Here is an 18822-nt window from a genome sequence, read left to right as displayed (position 1 = left end):
CTCCTAGCTCTCGGGGCGAGGAGATGTAGACCCGCTGAACACCCCGGCCCGCCCCGTCACGCCGCTCTGCAACCCACGCGGCCCCTAGGGCCTGTTGCGAAAGTGGATCTTGACTGTGAAACGATCACGGTGTGGCGCGTGGAGATCTGACAGACGAACAGTGGGTACGGCTGGAACCGCTCTTGCCGAAGGGCAGTAAGTCCGGCCGACCGCCGATATGGCCCAGGCGGCAGCTGATCAACGGCATACGGTGGCGGACCCGGGCCGGCACGCCGTGGCGGGATGTGCCCGAGCGGTACGGGCCGTGGGACCGGGTCTACGATCTGTTCCGGCGCTGGCAGCGGGACGGCACCTGGAAGCGGATCTTCACCGAACTGCAGGCCCAGGCCGACGCGAAGGACCTGATCACCTGGGATGTGAGTGTCGACTCAACGGTGTGCCGAGCCCATCAGCACGCCGCCGGTGCGGTGAAAAGGGGGATCTCCAGAAGGAGCCGCCCGGAGGTGTCGAGACCGAGCCGGACGACCACGGGCTCGGGCGCTCACGCGGTGGGCTGACCACCAAGATTCACCTCGCGGTCGAGCAGGGGCAAAAACCCATGTCCATCGTGATCACGGCCGGGCAGCGCGGCGATTCCCCGCAGTTCGAACCGGTACTTGAGCGCATCCGGGTACCCCGCAAGGGGCTGGGGCGTCCCCGCAAACGGCCCGCCAAAGTCCGCGCCGACAAGGCGTACGGCTCCCGGAAGAATCGCGCCTACCTGCGCAGACGCGGGATCCGCTGCACGATCCCGGAGAAGAAGGACCAGATCCGCAACCGCAGGAAGCTTGGTTCCCGTGGCGGCCGACCGCCGAAGTTCGACAAGGCCGACTACCGCGAACGCCACGCAGTCGAGTGCGGGATCAACCGCCTCAAACGTCACCGGGCCGTCGCCACGAGATACGACAAACTCGCCGTCCGCTACGAAGCCACCATCCTCGTCGCAGCCATCAATGAGTGGCTGTGACCAGCACTTTCGCAACAGGCCCTAGAACCGACCCGATCAGCCCCACTCCGGTTGGTCCCCGAGGCCCGCGGGAAACGGTCTGCGACGGCTCGACCCTGGAATCCGACCCTTACGCCGAAGTGTTCTACCTGCGTGCCGGTCAGCTACGAAGAGCCGGACCCAGCGAAACTGAGTCCGGCTCTCTCCGTTGTGGATGTCCGCTACGAGACGTCCCGAACCGTGCCGGTCAGCACCGGGCCCGGTTGTGGTTCCCCGGACTGGTCGAAGGTGGTCACCCGGAGCTTGATCGACTCCTCCGGCTCGCTGACCCCGTCCGCGATGGTGGGTACGCTGATTTCGGCGCTCCGTGCCCCGGGGGGTACGGAGGCGTAGACGACCGTACCTCCTTCAGTGATCCTTGACAGTGGTCGAGCCGGGCTGGGCGACTCACCGAAGGTCTCCTCCAGCCAGCGCGGGTCGACGTCCAGGGTGGACAACTCCACGCCGTTCGTTACTGGTTGGAAGGCGAACTCGGCCATGACGTCCGCGTCGGCGGCCTGCGAGAGTGACATCCGCCAGGTCAGCTTCCCGCCCTCGGTGACCCGGTCCTTGACCGCCGTCACGCTGATCTTGGGCATCGGGTCGTCGTTCAGCGCCGTCACCCCGCCGCGGTGGGAGCCGACCGCCGCACCGCGTACCGCCTTGACGAACGCGTCGTGCGGGATGTCGTAGCCGTAGCGGGTGTTGCCCTTGACCGTGACGGGCAGGTCGATGGCATTGCTGCCGGGACGTACCGTCACCACCCGGGAGGTGACCTCGTCGGTGCCCGGCTTGGGCACGAACAGCCGGACCTGGCCGCTGCCCTTCCCGGAGACGCGGACCGGAATGCGATACGTCCGTTGCCCGGCGTTGCCCTCCTTGACCGCCAGGCGGCCGATGTCGACGCGGGGCAGCGCCGCTGCCCGTACCGCGGGGGTGCCCGGCCGCCAGCCCCATGCGTCCATCAGCCAGGCCCGCCCGGAGCCGGTGCGCGGGGTCAGCTCCAGGGTCTTTACGTGCTTCAGGTCCAGCTTCGCAGGAGCGGCGGCGGACAGCGGTACGCGGATTTCGCGCGCCCAGAAGGAGGCGGTCCGCTCACTGCCCGGCAGGCCGTCGACGCGGGCCCGGCCGAGGGTCGCTCGGCGGCCCTCGGTGTCGACGAGCGTGACGTCCAGCTGCGTGCCGGTGGTGTTGGGCGGCACGATCACTCGCAGCGCCAACGCTTTGGCCCCCGCCAGGGAGATCGGCTTCGCGGGGCGCATCCGGACCGGGGTGCCTGGCTGGGACCAGCTCATCGCGACCGCGTCGCGGCCCGGCTCCGGTGAAGCCTCCCAGGAGGCGAAGTGCGGTGACACCTCGGCCTTCTCGGCGTTGAGGCAGCCGCGGGCCGGGTCGGGGTGCACCTGTGCGCACAGCCGGCCACCAGTGACGGCGAGCGAGGCGTCCGGCAGGAAGGCCGCAGTGCGGTTCGCACCGACGGCGTGGGTCAGTACCCGCGCGGGGTCCGCGGACGGTGCGCGCCGGTCGGAGCCGTCGAGGAGCGGGCGCACCCGGTCGTCCCCCGCGACGAACAGCCGGGCCGCCGCAGCGATGTACGTGGCGCCGGCGGCCTGCTGCTGGGTGGCGGTCAGGCGGGTCTTCGTGCCCGGTGTGCACACCGGGTCCGGTGTGTCGTCGGAGTAGAAGTCGTCGTCGGCGGGCGCCTTCGCCTGCCCCGGGGTCCACTCGCTGTTGAAGAAGTTGTGGTTGGCGCCGACCATGTACACCGCGCTCTGCAGGGCGGCGCCGCTGCTCACCCCGCGTGTGCCGTCGGCGTAGATCTCCCCCTGCAGGTCGGAGACGTCGCCGTCACAGCCCGGCAGGATCGTGGAGGAGGGCACGTCGGGGGCCGGGTTCTGCCCGAAGATGGTGGGGCCGATGAGGACGTTGCCGCGGATCTTCCAGCGTGCCGGGCCCTTGTACCCGTCCTGATCGGCGGGTGGCCGGCTGAGGCTGTCGAGCGCGGCTCGGTTGACGCCCTCCCCACCCCGGGAGTGCCCGACCAGCAGCACGCGGGACAAGTCCGCGGGCGAGACCGCACGTACTGCCGGCGGTGCTGTGGAGCGCTTCGCTGCCCAGTCCGCCCACTGGGCGAGGTGCAGTCGCACCAGCGACGAGCGGGCCTGCGCGCCGCCGTCCTGCGCGAAGTGGTCCTGCGCGTTGATGCCGTTGGCGGCGATGGACACCGTCACATAGCCCTGAGATGCCAGAAGTTTCTGGGCCCTCAGAAGCCGTAGTTCAATCGATCATGTGGCCTGGCGGTCGATCTGATGTTCCTCGCGTCGATCCCGGATAGGTGATCTTCATGGGGCGGGGCATGAAAGCAGGGCCTCTTGGAAGCGAGTGGTTGTCGAGATCACCGTTTCCAGGAGGCCCTGTTGTTCCAGTTCACCGCATCGATGGGGCCGGTGGCCAGTGGTTCGGCGCGGTCGTGTGACTGTCTCGCGCACGTGTACGGAAACGCGGCCGATCAGCCCGGCCGTGAGCGTCGGTACCCGACGGACATGACGGACGCGGAGTGGGCGCGGGTGCGCCCGTTGCTGCCGGTCCCGGCGTGGCTGGGCAAGCAGGCGGGCCGGCCGGAGTCTTATTGCCACCGGCAGATGGTCGACGCGGTGCGCTACGTCGTCGACAACGGTGTCAAGTGGCGGGCGATGCCCGCAGACTTCCCCTGCTGGGAGCGGGTGTACGCGTTCTTCCGCCGGTGGCGGGAGCAGGGGTTGATCGCGGAGTTCCACGACCGGCTGCGCGAGCAGGTGAGGGCGCGGGCGGGCAGGAACGTGGAGCCGAGCGCGGGAATCGTGGACTCACAGTCGGTGAAGGCCGCCGCCAACGTTCCGGCCGCCTCACGGGGTTACGACGGAAACAAGAAGATCAACGGGAGGCGTCGGCACATTGTGACCGACGTCCTGGGTCTGCTGCTGAGCGTCCACGTCGCCCCTGCTGACATCGGTGACCGTGACGCGTTCCAGGCCCTCCTGCCCTTCCTGAGCAAGAGATTTCACCGGCTCCGTCTCATCTGGGCCGACGGCGGCTATACCGGCCCTGTCCTCGCCGGTGCGGCGAAGGCGCTGAACATCGTGCTGGAGGTCGTCAAGCGCAGTGACGACACCAAGGGCTTCAAGATCCTTCCCCGCCGCTGGGTGGTGGAACGGTCTTTCGGCTGGCTGATGCGCTCGCGCCGTCTGGCCCGCGACTTCGAGACCACGACCGTCAGCGCCGAAGCGATGATCCTGTGGTCGATGACCATGGTCATGAGCCGTCGCCTCGCTGGCCGTCCGCGAGCGTGAACCGTCCCGCCCGCACCTCGGTCAGCCATCCACGGGCCACCATCTTCTTCGCCTTCGACCGCACCCCCTCCACCTTCGCCGGCACCAACTCCAGGCCCAGCCCACCGGCGATCTCCCTGCAGATCATCGACCGGTCACCATCCGCCCCGCCGGCCTCCCGGCCGACCAGAACACCGATGATGCGCTGATAGTCCGGCGGGAGCGCGGAGGCCGACAGGTCCGCCCGCCATTGCGGCACCATCGAACCCGACACCGTCACCGACGGGTCGGGCCGCGACTCCCCTCCCACCTCGACCGCCACGGACCCGTGGTCCACGCTCAAGGCGTCATCGAGCTCTTCCAACGCGACGACCTTCCGTTCCCAGAACGTCTCGGCCTCCCGCAGCGCGGCCAGGACCCGCTCGGCCTCCTCGCGCAGCAGTTCCACCCGCTGCCTCGCCGCACGTTCCCGCTCCTCGAACAGCCCTTTCACCGACGGCATCCCCGCACCTCCACGCTCGGACAATCATGACGCCCGAACCCTTCCGCGCTCAGCCCACTTCATACCTGACCAGCGGAAACGCAACCCTCAAGACCCTTTTAGCAACAGCTTCTCAGATAGCCCTGATGGCTCGGCACCGGCTGGGTGCCGGGCCGGCAGGGCCATGCGATGTCGATATCACCTGCGGCGTCGAAGCAGGTGTAGTGGCGGCCGTGCAGGAACAAGGCCAGCGGCCGTTTCCCCGGGGCACCGACAGGTCCCACCACGGTCGCACGCATCTCCACCGGTGCCGGGAAGCCGGGCAGTCGTACCGACTTCAGGGCGTACTCGCCCTTGATGCTGCGGTAGGGACCCTGCACTCCGGGGTCAACCTTGTTCGCGGGCAACGGAGTGGAAGGCTGCGCGGGGGCGGCGCGGCGCGGGGGCGGCGCGGGAGAAGCGGCCGCGTCGAGGCGGCGTCCGCCCGCCAGCACCCGAAGATCCTCCGTCGTATCGATCCGCGCGTCGTCGAGCGCCAGCCGGAACGACCGCCCGTCCTTGGCGGCCAACGGCCTGCCCAGGAGCGTGTCCCCGGCGTAGAACTCGACCCGGGCATTCCCCATGGGCACCAAGTCGGGCGACGTCCAGACCAGAGTCTTCCCGCCTCCCGTACCCGTGAGCTGCCAATCCGCCGGAAGGTCGTCGTCGGTACTCGTCGATGGCGCGGACGGTATGGAATCAGCGGACGGCCGCGCGTGCGCCGGGCCCGGCGACACCGCGGCCAGCGCGAGTATCGCCATGGCCGACGTCGCCACTCGTAGAACACGTCTCAAAACGTTGCTCCTCGTCATCCTTCGTGCCGCAGCACCCCAATGGCTTCTGGGGTCTCTCTCGTCACGGGAGGATGCCAATTAACGGCTCGGGGTTGCCTCGTGGCATGCATCGGAGGTCCGCAGCAGGTGTGGCTCCAACCGGGCCACCGCGCATCGGAACGCTCAACGCACCCCGGACGACCGTCAACGATCCGCGGTGCAACACCATGGCGACCGGTCGGACAAGGCCCCAAACCGTACGTCGGGCCGCGCCGGCGGGTGCTCGGCATCTTGTCTCAGCGGGCGCTGCCCAGGTTCCGGTCGGCGTCGGCACCTTCGAGCATGAGGGCTACTTCCTCGATGGGGAGTGTCGCGACGCTGGCCCCGGAAGGCGACGGGCCGGTCGTAGGCCAGTTCGGCGGTCCCCTGAAACTTCCGGCCGACACCTCAAGCCCCCTTTTCCCCTTCGTGGCCTCCATCGACCTCGCGGCTCTCCCCGATGACGCGACGGATCTCCCTCTGCCCCCCGACGGGCACCTGCTGTTGTTCGCCTTCCTGGAGGACGATGGTGACTTCGCCAACATGGGCGAAGTGCTGTACGTCCCTGCCGGTGCGCCCACCGAGGAGCGGGACCAAAGCTCTTCGGCCTGGTTCGAGATCGACGAGTTCCGGGAGATCGTCGAGGCGTATCCGCAGAGTCAACTGCGGGCGACGACCAACATCTCCCTGCCCTACCACTGCGCGGTCGAGCTCCCCGAACGCCCCTACAGCGCGCCGCTCCCGGGCCATCCCCACTCCAAGGAACTGGTCCAGGTGTGGGAGGACACCCGCAAGGACATCACCACCGGAGGGTCTTTGCAGATAGGCGGATACGCCTCGGAGGAGGCCATCCATCTGGACCCGGTCCAAGGCGTCGTGTCGTGCGCGGTGAGGGCGGCGGAAGCGGGACATTGGGGCGGGGGTGCAGTGGTGTCAGATGCCGTCGAGGACTGGGTGCTGCTCGCCGACTGGAATCCCGGTATCGCGGGCATGGAGGGTGCCACCGTCCACTGGGCGATTCCACGCGAGGATCTGGCCGCACGACGCTTCGACCGTACGTTCACCACCGTGTTCTGGAACCCCTAACCGCGGCTCCACCCGCGCCGACCACGGCGCCTCGTGGCTGGTAGCTGGGTAGCTGGTGGCGCTGTGTGTACGCGAAGGTCCCTCGACTGCGAGCTGTCCACGCGCGGTCGTGCGGCCAAGGTGTTGGTGTCACTGCAACACCTTGGCCCGCAAGGCCCTCTGTTGCAGCCGTACCGTTGTGAGCGCTCCTTCCTGCGGGTGCTGTGATCTGGGGGGGGGCGACGCGTCGTCGTGGCGTCGGGGTGCGGTGAGCGCTCCAGGGGTTTCCTCCAGTTCCGTACGGCGTCGCCGGGAGGGCTGCCCTCATGAGGCGCGGGCAGGCGCTGGCCCGGCGTACGACCTGAGATTCATGGCTTGGCGGTCCATCGGCACCCCAACACCCTCTCCACGGAACGCTTGTTGTGCTGCAGCCACTCCATCTGAAAAGCGACTCGGCCAACCCGTCGCCCCCAGCCTCCTCGGCTTCAAGGAACTCAGCGTCCCCCTCAGCGGATTTGGCCTGAAGCCGATCGCGATCCCCAGTGCAGTTGTTTCGTGCTGGGCTCTGGCTCAGCTTCTGGACGACCATGTCGCGGACCTTCGCGTACACCGTCTGGTTCAGTCTCAGCTTCGGGCGGGGCTTTCCGGCTGGCTTCGCAGGCTTCCTCGGCACACTCGAAGTCATCGCCACCAGCCGGTTCCCGGACTGGGAACCGGCCTCGATCACCCGGGTCGACGACATCGGCGTACGGAAGTTCACCGGGAATCTCCACGTCACTACGCGGGACTCTCAATAGCTGACAGAAGCGTTCCGGCAGGTCAGCGAATTCCCTCGGGTGGCCTCACAGCAGTCTGACACCCCGCCGGGCCAGGTACGTGACGGGATCCACGTCTGAGCCGTAGGGGCGCCTGACCCGGATCTCAAGATGAAGGTGCGGGCCAGTGGCGCGCCCGGTGCTGCCGCTGTCCGCGATGCGCGCACCTGCGGATATGCGGGCACCGCTGCGGGTGCGGATCCGGTTGAGGTGTCCGTAGACCGCGTAGTGCCCCTCTGGCATACGGACGGTCACCGCGTTGCCGTAGTCCCCCGACCGCTGAGCGAGGACCACAGTGCCCGCACTGACTGCGTAGACCGGTGTTCCCCGGGGCACCGCGAGGTCGATGCCGGTGTGGTGTCCGGCGAGCCAGTTGCCGCGTACCCCGTAGCGCGCGGTGACCCGGTAGCCGCGCCGCAGTGGCAGCGCGAATACTCCGGGAAGCCCGGCTTGCCCCAGACGGCCTCCGCCGGCCGGTGTCCGTGCGTCCGCCTCGGCGAGTGCGTCCTCGAACGCGGCGTCGTAGCCGATCAGGCAGGTATCGCCGGTGCGGGTGGAGGCGCCGGGCGCCATCCCCACGGAGAGGGCGCCGCCCAGGAGTGCCATGGCGACGCCGAGGGCGTCACGTCGTGTGGTGCCTGTTTCGATTGGGCGGTCTATGTGGGAGGTCATGCCCGTCAGGACACCTGGGGCGGGCGCGGTGCGCACGCCTGACTGGGCCGTTTGGGGGCACACGGGTGCCCCCGGATGGAAAGCATCGTCAGCTTCCTTCCGGTCCGGAAGGAAGCTGACGACCCGCTGTCTCGACGCCGCCCATTAGCAGGCGCTGCCTCCGCAGGAGCGGGAGTAGCCGGTCCTGGACGAGGACATGGCCCGCGTATCGCTGCTCAAGCACGTCTGCCTTCGGTCCGGTACCGGTCGGATCCGGGTCAATGGCGGGTCAGGAACGTCCGGAGGGCGGCACTGGTCTCCTTCGGGTGGGTCAGGAGCCCGCCGTGTGCGGCGCCGGCGATGACCGTGAGCTCCCCGCGGGGCAGTGCGTCGGCGGCGGCCCTGCCCGTGCGGGGCGGGAAGTACAGGTCGTGCTCGAAGGCCAGAACCAGTACCGGGACGGTGATGTCCGCGAGCGCGGCCATGCGGTGCGGGTCGCGCAACCACGTGTCGGCCGCCGTGGCCTGGCCCACCTCGCCGTCGGCGGACGTCCAGAGGTCCTTTTGGGCGCCGAGGAGTTCCAGCCAGGTGCGGGTCTGTTCCTCGTCGTCGCGCAGGACTGCGGGCGGCAGGCTCGACAGCAGGGTCTGCAGGCGTATGAAGGCGGCAGGCATTCGGCCGGTCGTGGCGATCAGCTCGGCCTCCGCGGCCAGCACGGCATCGAGGACGGCGGTCACGGGGCCGGCCCCCGCCATGAGGACCGCGGAGGCGACCAGGTCGGGCCGGGTGCGGGCCAGCAGCTCGACGGTGAAGCTCCCCAGCGAGTACCCGACCATCGCCGCGGCGGTGAGGCCCAGGGCGTCCATCAGCCCCGTCAGATCCGCCGCCATGTCCGCCATCGAATACGGGGCCGCGGGGGCGTCGGAGGGGGCGACGCCCCGTGCGGCGTAGGTGATCACCTCGAAGCCCGCGCGCACCAACTCCTCGCGCAGCCCGCACAACTCCCAGGCCACCGGCGGCATCCCGGTGCCGCCCGCCAGTACCACCGGCCGCCCCCGTCCCGTCCGCTCGTACGCGATCCGCACCCCGTCAACAACCATCGACTCCACGCGCGCCCCCTGGTCCGTTGTGTCGGGGAAGGATGCCCGCCGGAAACAGAAAAGTCCACGGTTTCCTGAATTCAGAGTTCGCTGTACTGTCGGATGGTGCTCACCGTCGCCCCTGACATCGAGGTGCTGGCCCGCTTCGGCCGCGCGCTCGCCGACCCCATCCGCTGCCGCATCCTCCTCGCCCTGCGCCAGGCACCGGCCTACCCTTCCGACCTCGCCGACGCCCTCGGCGTCTCCCGCACCCGCCTGTCCAACCACCTGGCCTGCCTGCGTGACTGCGGAATGGTCGTCGCCGTCCCGGACGGGCGCCGTACCCGCTACGAGCTCGCCGACGCACGCCTCGGCCACGCCCTGGACCACCTCCTCGCCGCCGTGGTCGCGGTCGAGAGCGACAAGGCCTGCCCCGACGCCGCCGAGAAGGGGTGCTGCGGATGACCGCCATATCCATCGGAACGTCCCCGGCCCGCCGCGACGCGCTCGCCAAGCGAATACGGCTGCTGGTCGCCGCGACGATCACCTACAACGTGATCGAGGCGGTCGTCGCGATCACCGCGGGCACCCTCGCCTCGTCGACCGCGCTGGTCGGCTTCGGCCTCGACTCGGTCATCGAGGTTTCCTCGGCCGCCGCGGTCGCCTGGCAGTTCTCCGCCCGCGACCACGCGGTGCGCGAGGCACGCGAGAAGACAGCCCTGCGGATCATCGCCGTCTCCTTCTTCATCCTCGCCGCCTACGTCACCTTCGACGCCGTACGCGCCCTGGCCGGCACCGGCGAGGCCGACCGCTCGATCCCCGGCATCGTCATCGCCGCCCTCTCGCTCGCGGTCATGCCGTTCCTCTCCGCCGCCCAGCGCCGCGCGGGACGAGAACTCGGCTCCGCCTCCGCGGTCGCGGACTCCAAGCAGACCCTGCTGTGTACCTACCTCTCCGCCGTCCTGCTCATCGGCCTGGTCCTCAACGCCACCCTTGGCTGGTCCTGGGCCGACCCCATCGCCGCCCTGGTCATCGCCGCCATCGCGCTCAAGGAAGGCCGCAACACCTGGCAGGGCAAAGGCTGTTGCGCATCCGCCGGTGCGTCGGCACCGCCCACTCCCGATGCCGGTGGCGGCGCGGGCGAATGCCGACCTGGATGCGACTGCTGCAACTGACCTCCACACGCCATGGATGAGGGCCCCGGCGGTGCCGGGACCTCCACCAGGTGACCGCTCGACTCGGCTGGTTCCGGGCCGAGGACCTGGATGCTGACGCGGTTCCCGTGTGCCCGCAGGCAGACCCCGGGCGGTTCAGGGGCAGTTCAGGGGCGGGGTCGGGTGGCGGTGTCGAGGTAGAAGGCGTCGATGCTCTGGACGGCCCGCTCGAATTCCTCCAGGTTGACCGGCTTGGTCACATAAGCGTTCGCGTGACTGCTGTACGCGCCGGTCACGTCGTCCGGCGCGGTGGACGTGGTGAGGACGACACGGGGATGGTCTGCAGGTCTTCATTGGTCTTCAGGACCTTCAGCAGCTCGCGGCCGTTCATCCGAGGCATGTTCAGGTCGAGGACGATGAGGTCGGGTCGCGCGGTGGCCACGCATCACCTTCACCCTGGCACCCCAACCGCCGGAAAGCCCCGGCCCATCCACCCTGCCCAAGGCCACCCGTTCCGACGCGGAGTCGGCACGATGACCGCAGCCTTGACAGCCTCCCCGAAAGCGCCCTCCGACGAGCCGATGTACCGCATCCTTCTGATCGAGGACGACCAGGGTGACGCCCTGCTCGTGGAGGAGCTCCTCCACGACACGGGGCTGCGGTTCGAGCTGACCACCCGGACCACTCTGGCCGCAGCCCGCATTGAACTCGCCGGCACCCCGATCGACTGCGTCCTCCTCGACCTGCACCTGCCCGATGTGTCGGGCATCGACGCGGTCGCCGCCGTGCGGGGCCTGGCCCCGCACGCCGCGATAGTCGTCCTGACCGGGCTGTCCGAGGCCCAGGCGGGTACCAACGCCATGGCCGCCGGAGCCCAGGACTACCTCGTCAAAGGGAAGGTCGAAGCGGATCTGCTGCACCGGACGGTGCGCTACGCCGTCTACCGGAGCCAGACCGAACGCGCGAGTGTCGAAGCTCAGGCCGTCCGGCTGCGGGCGGAGGAAAACGCTCGCCTGGAACCCGGCCTGCTGCCCCAGCCGATCCTCGACACCTCCACGGTGAAAGTCACCTCCCGCTACCTGCCCGGCGCCGCGATGGCCCTGCTCGGCGGGGACTTCCTCGATGTGGTGGAGGGGGACGACGGGCTGCTGCACGCCGTCGTCGGCGACGTCAGCGGACACGGCCCCGACGCCGCCGCACTCGGCGTCTGCCTGCGGATCGCCTGGCGCTTCCTCGTGCTCGGCGGGCACCGCGGCGACGATCTGCTGCACCTGATGGAGCGCATCCTGGTCGCCGAACGCGGCAGCCAACTGTTCGCCACCTGCACCCTCCTGACCCTCGACCAGAACGCCGCCACCGCCACTCTCCACCTCGCCGCCACCACGAACCCCTCCTCACCACAGCAGGCGGGACCCGGGAACTGACCGCCGCGCACGGCATCGCGCTGGGTATCGTTCCCGGGCTGCGCAGCTGGCCTTCCACAGTCATCCCGCTCCCGGCCATCGGAGCCCTGACCCTCTACACCGACGGCCTCACCGAAGGCCACAACAGGGCAGCGAACGAGCGCCTCGGCGTCGAAGGGCTGCTCGCGCTGATCGGGACACTGCCGCCGGCAGACCCGGCCGCGCATGTCGACCGCCTCATCAAGGAAACCCATCAGCTGAACGCAGGACGGCATTCCGACGACCTCGCCGTGCTCCGCCTCGACTGGGGCAGCCGGCCCACCCACCTCTGAGACCTGGCACGGACGACGACCCCGTTGACGGAAATCTCGCGCCGATCCTCGTCGAGGGATGAACCTCTGGCAGCCTTTGGACGTCTGCTACGTCGAGGCCTCGCTCACAGCCCGGACCGTATGCAGCAGGCATGGAGCATCATCAACTAGATCTAGCGAAAGGACACGGAACGCACATGGCGACGTCCGATCCGATCACCCGTCGGCTGCAGCGGCTCTTCGCAGCCCTTGACACCGCTGAAGAAGGATTCGTGACCTGGAGCAACTACCAGCAGATCGTGGACAGGTACGCGACCGGTTACGCCTTGGCGAAGAGCGAGCCCAGGATCAAGCATCTGGAGAGGGCGTACTGGGCGCAGTGGCTGGGACTCCTGTCGCAGGCGACCCCCGGGCAGGATCGTCTGTCCCAGGGCGAGTTCGTCGCGGCGCACCGCGCTGTGGATTACGGCACGCATGCGGCGCAGCTGCTGGAGGACCTCGCGCAGGCCGTTTTCAATGTCCTGGACGCCGACGCCGACAAGCGGATCAACAGGGACGAGTTCGCCAGGTATCTCGACTTCTGCAACATTTCCAGCTCTGACGCCGCGGTCATCTTCCGCCGACTGGACCTGGACGGCGACGCCTTCATCTCCCAGCGAGAGGTTGCCAGGTCCATCCGGGCCTTCCACCTGTACAACGACGACCTCAACACGCCGGGCGGTATCTTCCTCGGGCTCTACCACTGACCCGAATCACCTCGCCCCTCGAACAGCGACATGAACGAGCCGCGACACCTCGCTCCGAGGCGCCACCCTGCTGCCAGCCGAGTCTCACGCTCCCTCGATCCCTTCCAGGAACGGGACGATCGCATCGATGAAGTGCTCGTTCCGATCACCGGCCACCATGTGCCCCGCGTCGGCCACATCAACGCGCCGCGCGTTGGGAACGCGGTCACAGAACTGCTGGGCGACGTCTTCGCGCACCACGTCGCTGAGCCCGCCGCGGACGAGCAGGATCGGCACGTCGGTGTGGCGCGCAGCGTCCAGGAGACGCTCCGCCATGCCGGGCGGGTCCATCCGGCCCTCGAAGCTGTCCAGCATCCGGGGGTCCCAGTGCCAGACCCAGCGATCGCCGTGGCGTCGCAGGTTGTTCCATATCCCCTCGGGGTCGTCCGGAGGTGGGCGATGCGGCAGGTGGGCGGACACCGCCGCGGCCGCTTCCTGCACGCCGGCGAATCCGTCCGGCCGGCGACGCATGAACTCGACGATCCGGCGGAACCCGCGCGGATCCGGTCGATGGGCGACGTCGACAAGGACCAGAGCGCGAATCGCCGCCCTGGGTGCCTCTCCGGCGGCGAGCAGCGCACTCAGGCCTCCGAGCGAGGCACCAATGAGTACCGGCCGGTCGTCGAGTTCAGCGACGAGCGCCCGGACATCATCGGCGAACAGGTCGAGGTCGTAGTCACCATCGGCTGACCACTCGCTGGTGCCATGCCCACGCAGGTCCGGGGCGATGACCCGCCACCCCAGCGCGGCCAGTCGCGGGCCGGCCCGATCCCAGGCGTGTCGCGTCTGGCCGCCGCCGTGCAGCAGGACAAGTGGTGGCGAGGACGCCTCGCCCCACACATCCGCCGTGAGCAGGGTCCCACCGCGGCCCATGAAGTTTCGGGGCTGTGGCAGTGCGCCGGCCGTCATACCGCGCCTCGGGTTCGCAGCGGCGCCAGCAGCTGATCGCGGTAGGGATCCGCAGCCGCCGCCGCGAGCGCGACGTCCAGCGCGAACAGAGCCCGCGCGAGGAACTGGTCGTCATCGATCAGGGTGGCGACCCACTGATGCAGCGCGCCCAGGCACGAGGTGGCGACAACGGCGGCCAACGCGTCGGTGTCGATGTCGGCGCGCAGAAGGCCCTGTGTCCGTGCATCCGCCATCGCCTGGCGGAGCTGGGTGAGCGGACTGCGGTCGAGTACGAGGCCGCTTTCCACCCACTCACGCACCATGCGACGCGACACGACCGGATCGCCCACGAACAGCCGGACGGTCGACCTGACGACCTCCCGCGGGTCACCGGCTCCCGGCGCCGCCAGGCGGCGCTCAAGTTCCTCCATGAACCCGGCGGCGAGCGCCTCCCAGATCTTGTCGCGCGGTCCGATCAGGTTGTACACGGTGGCCGGGGCGACCTCCGCTCGCTCGGCGATCCGCTCGGTACTGATCACCGATTCCGGGCTGTCCCGCAGGAGTTCACGTGTCGCCTCAAGGATCCGGAACCGTCGCTGAGCCTTGTGCTGCTCACGCAGCCCCCCTTCGACCGTCTGCATACGCACACACCCCTCGGCGAATTTTAGAGAGGTTTCTAATTTTAGAGGTGCCTCTGGATTCCGCAAGGCTCTGTTCTCAACCTCCGACGCATTCCGGCCGCCCTCCAGGCAGGCACCGGCGGTACGAGCCCGCCCTGCCACTCCGAACGGGTGCGGGCCTGCCGGACAGCTCGGCAGCCGAACGGAGAACGCCGCTGACCGGCTGCCTGCCGGTCAGCGGCGTGACGTGGAGGCGGCGGCGTGGCGGACGGTGGCGCGGGGAGCGGCGGACTCTGCCGCCGGAGATCGAGCTGTCCGCGTACCGGATCATCCAAGAGGCGATCACCAACGTGGTCCGCCACTCGGGCGCCCACGCCTGCCAGGTCAGCATCGACCGCGCCCCGTGGAGGGCATCACCGCGCGCGAACGGGAGGTACTCGTCCTTGTTGGACGCGGGCTGTCCAAACTGGACGCGCGCGATCGGGTGCAGCTGGTCATCCTGGCGTACGAGCTGGGGCTGGTGACGGCACCACGGGGACAGGGGCACCTGCCGAGATGTGACTCCGGTGCTCGGCTCGGATGCCACAACGCGTTGCCTTCCTCAGCGCGGAGGCGTCGTCGCGGCTTTCAGAAGCCGGGCTGCAGCGCGGCGACTTCGTCCCAGGGCCGGTCGCCCGCCGCGTGGTTCTTGGTCCGGTCGATGTAGTCGCCCAGCGCCTCGCGGGAGTGTGCGAGCGTCTCGATCTGGGCGTCCAACCGCTGCCGGCGCGTCCGCATCAGCGTCTGCATCTCTGGGCAATCGACGAAGTCGGGGGCTTCGCCGAGCACGCAGGGCAGCAGCGAGGCGATGTCCTTGGTCGACAAGCCCGCGCCCAGCAGGTTTCTGATCTGCCGCACCTTCACCGCTGCGTCGGAGGCATACTCGCGATATCCGTTCGTGCCTCGCGCCGGTTCCAACAGTCCCTGCGCTTCGTAGTAACGCAACTGGTGGGTGCCAACGCCGGTACGGCGACTCAGCTCGCCAATTTGCATGCGGACTCCTGACCCAACGCGCTTGACCTTCACACTGGTATGAACCTTCACCATCGTGCCATGGACAACGACTTCACCTCTCAAGCGGCTCCCGTCACGGTCATCGGACTCGGACTGATGGGACGGGCACTGGCCGGCGAATTCCTGCGAGCCGGGCATCCGACCACGGTGTGGAACCGTACGCCGGCAAAGGCTGACCCACTGGTGGCCGAAGGTGCGCGACTCGCGCCGACAGTCGCAGACGCGCTCCGGGCCGGACCGCTCACCATCATCTGCGTCACGGACTACCGGGCCATGTACGAGCTGATCGATCCCATCGGCGCAGAACTGCGCGGTCGGACACTGGTCAATCTGACCTCGGGCACCTCTACTCAGGCGCGGGAAGCCGGCGAATGGGCGCAGCAACGAGGTGCCGGCTACCTCGATGGCGCCATCATGGCCATCCCATCGGCGATAGGCACCGACGAGGCGGTCCTCCTGCACAGCGGTCCGCAGTCGGACTTCGAGTCTCACCGGACAACACTCGAATCGCTCGGCACCGTCACCTACGTAGGTGCTGATCATGGTCTGGCGTCGCTGTACGACGTCGCCGGCCTCGGCATCATGTGGAGTGTCCTGAACGCCTGGCTCCACGGCGCCGCCCTGCTGGGCGTCGCCGGCGTCGACGCAGCAACGTATACGCCGTTTGCACAGCAGATGGTCACGGGGGTGGCCCAGTGGCTGCCCGGATACGCCGAGCAGCTCGACAGCGGCTCCTATCCAGCCGACGATGCGACCCTCGATACCCACACGGCCTCGATGAGCCACCTCATCGAGGAGTCCGAAGCGCAAGGTGTCAACGCGGAGCTCCCGAAGTTGATCAAGGCACTGGCTGACCGGTCGATCAGAGCCGGACACGGCGGGGAGGGCTACGCAGCACTGATCAAGGAGTTCGGCAAGGCCAACGGCGCTGATCAAGGCTGATCGGTTGGTGAACCACGGAGCGCTACCCGGTTCGGGCCCCACGTTCTCTACCATTCGCCGAGCCATCACCACCGCCTCGCGGCGAGCCGAGCGGTGGACGAAATCAGCAAGGAGCACACATTCCCATGAACAACGACAATGCCGACACCAGCGCCGTCAGCCGGCTGCTGGCCGCGTACATCTCGATCTGGAATGAGCGGGATCAGCAAGTCCGCCGCGCAATCCTTGCCGACGTATTCACTCCGGACGCCGTGTACGTGGATCCCACCATCACGGCTGAGGGCCGGACGGCCATCGACACCTACGTCGCAGGATGGCAGAAGCAGTCGCCAGGCATGCGCTTCAACCTTGGCGAGGTGCGCAGCCACCACGACCTCGCGCACTTCCGCTGGAGCTTCGGTCAGTCGACCGGATCGCCAGTGGCCAGCGGCTGGGACGCCGTGGTCCTGGTGCACGGCCAAATCAGCAGGGTCTACGGATTCTTCGACTAGGCAGGCGGGTCCGGACGTTTCGGCACCCGCCGTATTGCGCCTCGTCAGTCTGCATTGGACCGACTGGAGAGCGTCTGCATCCGATCGGGATATGGCCTGGTCGGCTCTCCAAAGGCTGCGGAAGGGTCAACTCCGGCCCAGCACCCGGGATCCGCCGACAGGAAGATCCCAGAGATCATCGGCGGGGCTCCCGGCTGCTTTCCAGGCAGCTCGCACCCGGTGCAGGGGTTCAAGTGGTGGCTCGGCGGAGAGCAGGAACGTCGCCCAGTGCATGGGCGACATGATCCGCGCGCCGAGATCCGCACAGGCCTGGACCGCCTCCTCCGGAGACGTATGAACAGGCGCCAGCATCCAGCGTGGCTCGTACGCGCCGATCGGCAGGAGCGCCACGTCGATTCCGGGGTATCGGCTGCCGATCTCCCCGAACCAGTGGCCGTAACCGGTGTCTCCGGCGAAGTACAGACGCTGCCCGCCGGGCACGGTAAGCACCCAACCGCCCCACAGGCTGCGGCAGGTGTCGGTCAGGCCACGCCGGCTCCAGTGGTGGGAGGGCACGAAGTCGAAGCGGACCGGTCCGGCTTCGCCCTCCAGCTCCACCGCCTCCCACCAATCGAGTTCGGTGACCCGGGTGAAGCCTCTGCGACGTACCCAGGCAGCAAGACCGGCCGGCACGAACACGGGGGTGTCGCGCGGCAGCCTGTCCATGGTGGGGGCGTCCAGGTGGTCGTAGTGGTTGTGACTGATGACCACGGCGTCGATCGGCGGGAGGTCGTCCCAGGCGAGGCCGACCGGTGTCACCCGCTCGGGGGTTCCCGCGATCCGCTGCGACCAGACCGGGTCCGTCAGGACGGTGAGACCGCCGATGCGCAGCAGGTAGCTGGCGTGGCCGATCCAGGTCAGGGCCAGTTCCCCGGGGCCCGCTTCGGGCAGCGGGCCGGGCTCGAAGGGCAGGTCACCGATCTGGGCCCGCCCGGCGATCGAGGGACGCAGGCGTTCACCGCGCAGCGCCAGCCGAACGAAGTCGGAGACGCCGGGTAGGGGCGAGGTCAGGCGATCGGCGAAGGAACTCGGCCAGGTACGGATCTCGCCGAGCGGTCGAGGTTCGGACAGCGAAGGGCGCGCATGAGCAGTCATCGGGACTCCTTGGGTGGCAGAGCGCATCCGGGCCCGGGCCGACCCCAGTCGCACGGATGCGGTGGGGTCGGCCCGGGCCCGGATACCAAGTGGTCTTTAGGCGGTTGGGTGTTGCTTTCCGCGTGCCTGGAGGATGGGCTCGTTGCGGACGAGCGCACCGTTGAGTACACCGTCGATCATGTCCCGGATCTGGTCGTCGACGAGCGGCCGCCCCTGCCCGAGAAAGAGACGGAGGATCACCACCCCGCCCAACATGTCCACGATCCCGGTGATGTTCACGTCCTGTCGTACGCGGCCCTCGTCGCGGCCGTGGACCAGGACGGCCTCCACCGCGTCACGCCACGGGCACACCCACGATTCCATGTGGCTGGAGGGGAAGTTGGGATCGCTGACCGCCTGGGCCGCCCGGTGCGGCAGCAGCCGCCCTTCCGGGGCCGTCAGCAACCCGTTGCGAAGCCAGCAGGTCATGGCGAACAAGTCGCCGCGAAGGTCGCCGGTCGCCGTGACGTCGAAGTCTGCCATCAGCGTGTCGAGCGCGCTGATGATCATTTCTTCCTTCGTCTTCCAGCGCCGGTAGACGGTCGCCCGACCGACGCCGGCCCGCCGGGCCACCTGTTCCATCGTGAGGCCCTGGAAACCCGACTCGCCGAGCAGCGAGACCGTAGCCCTGAGGATCGCGGTGTCCGCCTGACGGTTGCGCGGGCGTCCGATACGTCGTTGATCAGGCTGTGGACCTTCACGGGTGTCCTGCATCTGTACCGTCAGCT

General features: G+C 68.7%; 18 protein-coding genes and 4 pseudogenes. 11 read left to right on the top strand and 11 right to left on the bottom strand.

What is annotated here, in order from left to right; translation table 11 throughout:
* The first annotated feature begins 131 nt into the window (after positions 1-131).
* Positions 132-1006, top strand: a protein-coding gene (locus ABCR94_RS16175; protein WP_521976805.1) for an IS5 family transposase whose coding sequence is annotated in 2 segments (ribosomal slippage) — positions 132-522 and positions 522-1006 — 876 coding nt in all. Because the reading frame shifts where the segments join, the coding sequence is not laid out codon by codon here.
* A 200-nt stretch (positions 1007-1206) separates the two neighbouring features.
* Here the strand turns inward: ABCR94_RS16175 and ABCR94_RS16170 are convergent.
* Positions 1207-3291: pseudogene (locus ABCR94_RS16170) on the bottom strand (alpha/beta hydrolase); the annotation flags it as partial.
* A gap of 276 nt (positions 3292-3567) precedes the next feature.
* On the opposite strand from ABCR94_RS16170, the gene ABCR94_RS16165 reads away from it, so the two are divergent.
* Positions 3568-4353: an IS5 family transposase gene (locus tag ABCR94_RS16165; protein WP_347117076.1), complete on the top strand. Its 786-nt coding sequence runs from the start codon at positions 3568-3570 to the stop codon at positions 4351-4353.
* Here the strand turns inward: ABCR94_RS16165 and ABCR94_RS16160 are convergent.
* Together ABCR94_RS16160 and ABCR94_RS16155 are read right to left on the bottom strand one after the other, a co-directional pair.
* Positions 4316-4834: a zinc ribbon domain-containing protein gene (locus tag ABCR94_RS16160; RefSeq protein WP_347117077.1), complete on the bottom strand. Its 519-nt coding sequence runs from the start codon at positions 4832-4834 to the stop codon at positions 4316-4318. The two genes, ABCR94_RS16165 and ABCR94_RS16160, sit on opposite strands and share 38 nt — an antisense overlap.
* A 98-nt stretch (positions 4835-4932) precedes the next feature.
* Positions 4933-5646, bottom strand: coding sequence for a hypothetical protein (locus ABCR94_RS16155; RefSeq protein ID WP_347119988.1), 714 nt, complete (start codon positions 5644-5646; stop codon positions 4933-4935).
* Between the two features lie 321 nt (positions 5647-5967).
* Between ABCR94_RS16155 and ABCR94_RS16150 the strand changes: the two genes are divergently transcribed.
* Together ABCR94_RS16150 and ABCR94_RS16145 are read left to right on the top strand one after the other, a co-directional pair.
* Positions 5968-6750, top strand: coding sequence for a DUF1963 domain-containing protein (locus ABCR94_RS16150; protein ID WP_347119987.1), 783 nt, complete (start codon positions 5968-5970; stop codon positions 6748-6750).
* 566 nt (positions 6751-7316) lie between these two features.
* Positions 7317-7526: a hypothetical protein gene (locus tag ABCR94_RS16145; RefSeq protein WP_347119986.1), complete on the top strand. Its 210-nt coding sequence runs from the start codon at positions 7317-7319 to the stop codon at positions 7524-7526.
* A gap of 45 nt (positions 7527-7571) precedes the next feature.
* On the opposite strand, the gene ABCR94_RS16140 is transcribed toward ABCR94_RS16145, so the two are convergent.
* Together ABCR94_RS16140 and ABCR94_RS16135 are read right to left on the bottom strand one after the other, a co-directional pair.
* Positions 7572-8216, bottom strand: coding sequence for a M23 family metallopeptidase (locus ABCR94_RS16140; protein ID WP_347119985.1), 645 nt, complete (start codon positions 8214-8216; stop codon positions 7572-7574).
* A gap of 257 nt (positions 8217-8473) precedes the next feature.
* On the bottom strand, positions 8474-9295 hold the full coding sequence (locus ABCR94_RS16135; RefSeq protein WP_347120155.1) for an alpha/beta fold hydrolase: 822 nt from the start codon (positions 9293-9295) through the stop codon (positions 8474-8476).
* A 105-nt stretch (positions 9296-9400) separates the two neighbouring features.
* Between ABCR94_RS16135 and ABCR94_RS16130 the strand changes: the two genes are divergently transcribed.
* Together ABCR94_RS16130 and ABCR94_RS16125 are read left to right on the top strand one after the other, a co-directional pair.
* Positions 9401-9739, top strand: coding sequence for an ArsR/SmtB family transcription factor (locus ABCR94_RS16130; protein WP_347119984.1), 339 nt, complete (start codon positions 9401-9403; stop codon positions 9737-9739).
* On the top strand, positions 9736-10449 hold the full coding sequence (locus ABCR94_RS16125; RefSeq protein ID WP_347119983.1) for a cation efflux transmembrane domain-containing protein: 714 nt from the start codon (positions 9736-9738) through the stop codon (positions 10447-10449). The genes ABCR94_RS16130 and ABCR94_RS16125 overlap by 4 nt, the downstream gene beginning before the upstream one ends.
* Positions 10450-10595: 146 nt before the next feature.
* On the opposite strand, the pseudogene ABCR94_RS16120 reads toward ABCR94_RS16125, so the two are convergent.
* Positions 10596-10858, bottom strand: a pseudogene (locus tag ABCR94_RS16120) (response regulator); the annotation flags it as partial.
* 103 nt (positions 10859-10961) lie between these two features.
* Here ABCR94_RS16120 and ABCR94_RS16115 point away from each other — a divergent pair.
* A pseudogene (locus ABCR94_RS16115) lies at positions 10962-12163 on the top strand (PP2C family protein-serine/threonine phosphatase).
* 176 nt (positions 12164-12339) lie between these two features.
* On the top strand, positions 12340-12888 hold the full coding sequence (locus ABCR94_RS16110) for an EF-hand domain-containing protein (RefSeq protein ID WP_347119982.1): 549 nt from the start codon (positions 12340-12342) through the stop codon (positions 12886-12888).
* A gap of 84 nt (positions 12889-12972) precedes the next feature.
* Here the strand turns inward: ABCR94_RS16110 and ABCR94_RS16105 are convergent, their stop codons facing one another.
* Together ABCR94_RS16105 and ABCR94_RS16100 are read right to left on the bottom strand one after the other, a co-directional pair.
* A complete protein-coding gene (locus tag ABCR94_RS16105) occupies positions 12973-13836 on the bottom strand; it encodes an alpha/beta fold hydrolase (RefSeq protein ID WP_347119981.1) in 864 nt (287 codons plus the stop codon).
* Complete coding sequence (locus ABCR94_RS16100; protein ID WP_347119980.1) at positions 13833-14456, bottom strand: TetR/AcrR family transcriptional regulator; 624 nt, start codon at positions 14454-14456, stop codon at positions 13833-13835. The genes ABCR94_RS16105 and ABCR94_RS16100 overlap by 4 nt, the downstream gene beginning before the upstream one ends.
* A 346-nt stretch (positions 14457-14802) precedes the next feature.
* On the opposite strand from ABCR94_RS16100, the pseudogene ABCR94_RS16090 reads away from it, so the two are divergent.
* Positions 14803-14970: pseudogene (locus ABCR94_RS16090) on the top strand (helix-turn-helix domain-containing protein); the annotation flags it as partial.
* 92 nt (positions 14971-15062) lie between these two features.
* Here ABCR94_RS16090 and ABCR94_RS16085 read toward each other — a convergent pair.
* The gene (locus ABCR94_RS16085; RefSeq protein ID WP_347119979.1) at positions 15063-15467 is read right to left on the bottom strand and encodes a MerR family transcriptional regulator; all 405 of its coding nucleotides are present in this window, start codon (positions 15465-15467) and stop codon (positions 15063-15065) included.
* 60 nt (positions 15468-15527) lie between these two features.
* Here ABCR94_RS16085 and ABCR94_RS16080 point away from each other — a divergent pair, with 60 nt between their 5' ends.
* A complete protein-coding gene (locus tag ABCR94_RS16080) occupies positions 15528-16430 on the top strand; it encodes an NAD(P)-dependent oxidoreductase (RefSeq protein WP_347119978.1) in 903 nt (300 codons plus the stop codon).
* A 125-nt stretch (positions 16431-16555) separates the two neighbouring features.
* Positions 16556-16921, top strand: a complete 366-nt coding sequence (locus tag ABCR94_RS16075; RefSeq protein WP_347119977.1) for a YybH family protein — start codon at positions 16556-16558, stop codon at positions 16919-16921.
* 126 nt (positions 16922-17047) lie between these two features.
* Here the strand turns inward: ABCR94_RS16075 and ABCR94_RS16070 are convergent, their stop codons facing one another.
* Together ABCR94_RS16070 and ABCR94_RS16065 are read right to left on the bottom strand one after the other, a co-directional pair.
* On the bottom strand, positions 17048-18082 hold the full coding sequence (locus ABCR94_RS16070) for an MBL fold metallo-hydrolase (RefSeq protein WP_347119976.1): 1035 nt from the start codon (positions 18080-18082) through the stop codon (positions 17048-17050).
* 69 nt (positions 18083-18151) lie between these two features.
* Entirely contained in the window at positions 18152-18808 is a 657-nt protein-coding gene (locus ABCR94_RS16065; protein WP_347119975.1) for a TetR/AcrR family transcriptional regulator, read from the bottom strand.
* Positions 18809-18822 lie beyond the last annotated feature (14 nt).

The sequence above is a fragment of the Streptomyces changchenzhani genome (assembly GCF_039766235.1).
GTDB lineage: Bacteria > Actinomycetota > Actinomycetes > Streptomycetales > Streptomycetaceae > Streptomyces.
The sequence above is the reverse complement of the archived record's forward strand: the minus strand, read 5'-3'. Positions and strand labels throughout refer to the sequence as shown.

What these genes read in the sequence shown, in the direction of transcription:
- ABCR94_RS16165 (WP_347117076.1), top strand. Translation starts at nt 3,568, where the DNA reads ATGACGGACGCGGAGTGGGCGCGGGTGCGCCCGTTGCTGCCGGTCCCG.
- ABCR94_RS16160 (WP_347117077.1), bottom strand. Translation starts at nt 4,834, where the DNA reads ATGCCGTCGGTGAAAGGGCTGTTCGAGGAGCGGGAACGTGCGGCGAGG.
- ABCR94_RS16150 (WP_347119987.1), top strand. Translation starts at nt 5,968, where the DNA reads ATGAGGGCTACTTCCTCGATGGGGAGTGTCGCGACGCTGGCCCCGGAA.
- ABCR94_RS16145 (WP_347119986.1), top strand. Translation starts at nt 7,317, where the DNA reads ATGTCGCGGACCTTCGCGTACACCGTCTGGTTCAGTCTCAGCTTCGGG.
- ABCR94_RS16140 (WP_347119985.1), bottom strand. Translation starts at nt 8,216, where the DNA reads ATGACCTCCCACATAGACCGCCCAATCGAAACAGGCACCACACGACGT.
- ABCR94_RS16135 (WP_347120155.1), bottom strand. Translation starts at nt 9,295, where the DNA reads ATGGTTGTTGACGGGGTGCGGATCGCGTACGAGCGGACGGGACGGGGG.
- ABCR94_RS16125 (WP_347119983.1), top strand. Translation starts at nt 9,736, where the DNA reads ATGACCGCCATATCCATCGGAACGTCCCCGGCCCGCCGCGACGCGCTC.
- ABCR94_RS16110 (WP_347119982.1), top strand. Translation starts at nt 12,340, where the DNA reads ATGGCGACGTCCGATCCGATCACCCGTCGGCTGCAGCGGCTCTTCGCA.
- ABCR94_RS16105 (WP_347119981.1), bottom strand. Translation starts at nt 13,836, where the DNA reads ATGACGGCCGGCGCACTGCCACAGCCCCGAAACTTCATGGGCCGCGGT.
- ABCR94_RS16100 (WP_347119980.1), bottom strand. Translation starts at nt 14,456, where the DNA reads ATGCAGACGGTCGAAGGGGGGCTGCGTGAGCAGCACAAGGCTCAGCGA.
- ABCR94_RS16085 (WP_347119979.1), bottom strand. Translation starts at nt 15,467, where the DNA reads ATGCAAATTGGCGAGCTGAGTCGCCGTACCGGCGTTGGCACCCACCAG.
- ABCR94_RS16080 (WP_347119978.1), top strand. Translation starts at nt 15,528, where the DNA reads ATGGACAACGACTTCACCTCTCAAGCGGCTCCCGTCACGGTCATCGGA.
- ABCR94_RS16075 (WP_347119977.1), top strand. Translation starts at nt 16,556, where the DNA reads ATGAACAACGACAATGCCGACACCAGCGCCGTCAGCCGGCTGCTGGCC.
- ABCR94_RS16070 (WP_347119976.1), bottom strand. Translation starts at nt 18,082, where the DNA reads ATGCGCTCTGCCACCCAAGGAGTCCCGATGACTGCTCATGCGCGCCCT.
- ABCR94_RS16065 (WP_347119975.1), bottom strand. Translation starts at nt 18,808, where the DNA reads ATGCAGGACACCCGTGAAGGTCCACAGCCTGATCAACGACGTATCGGA.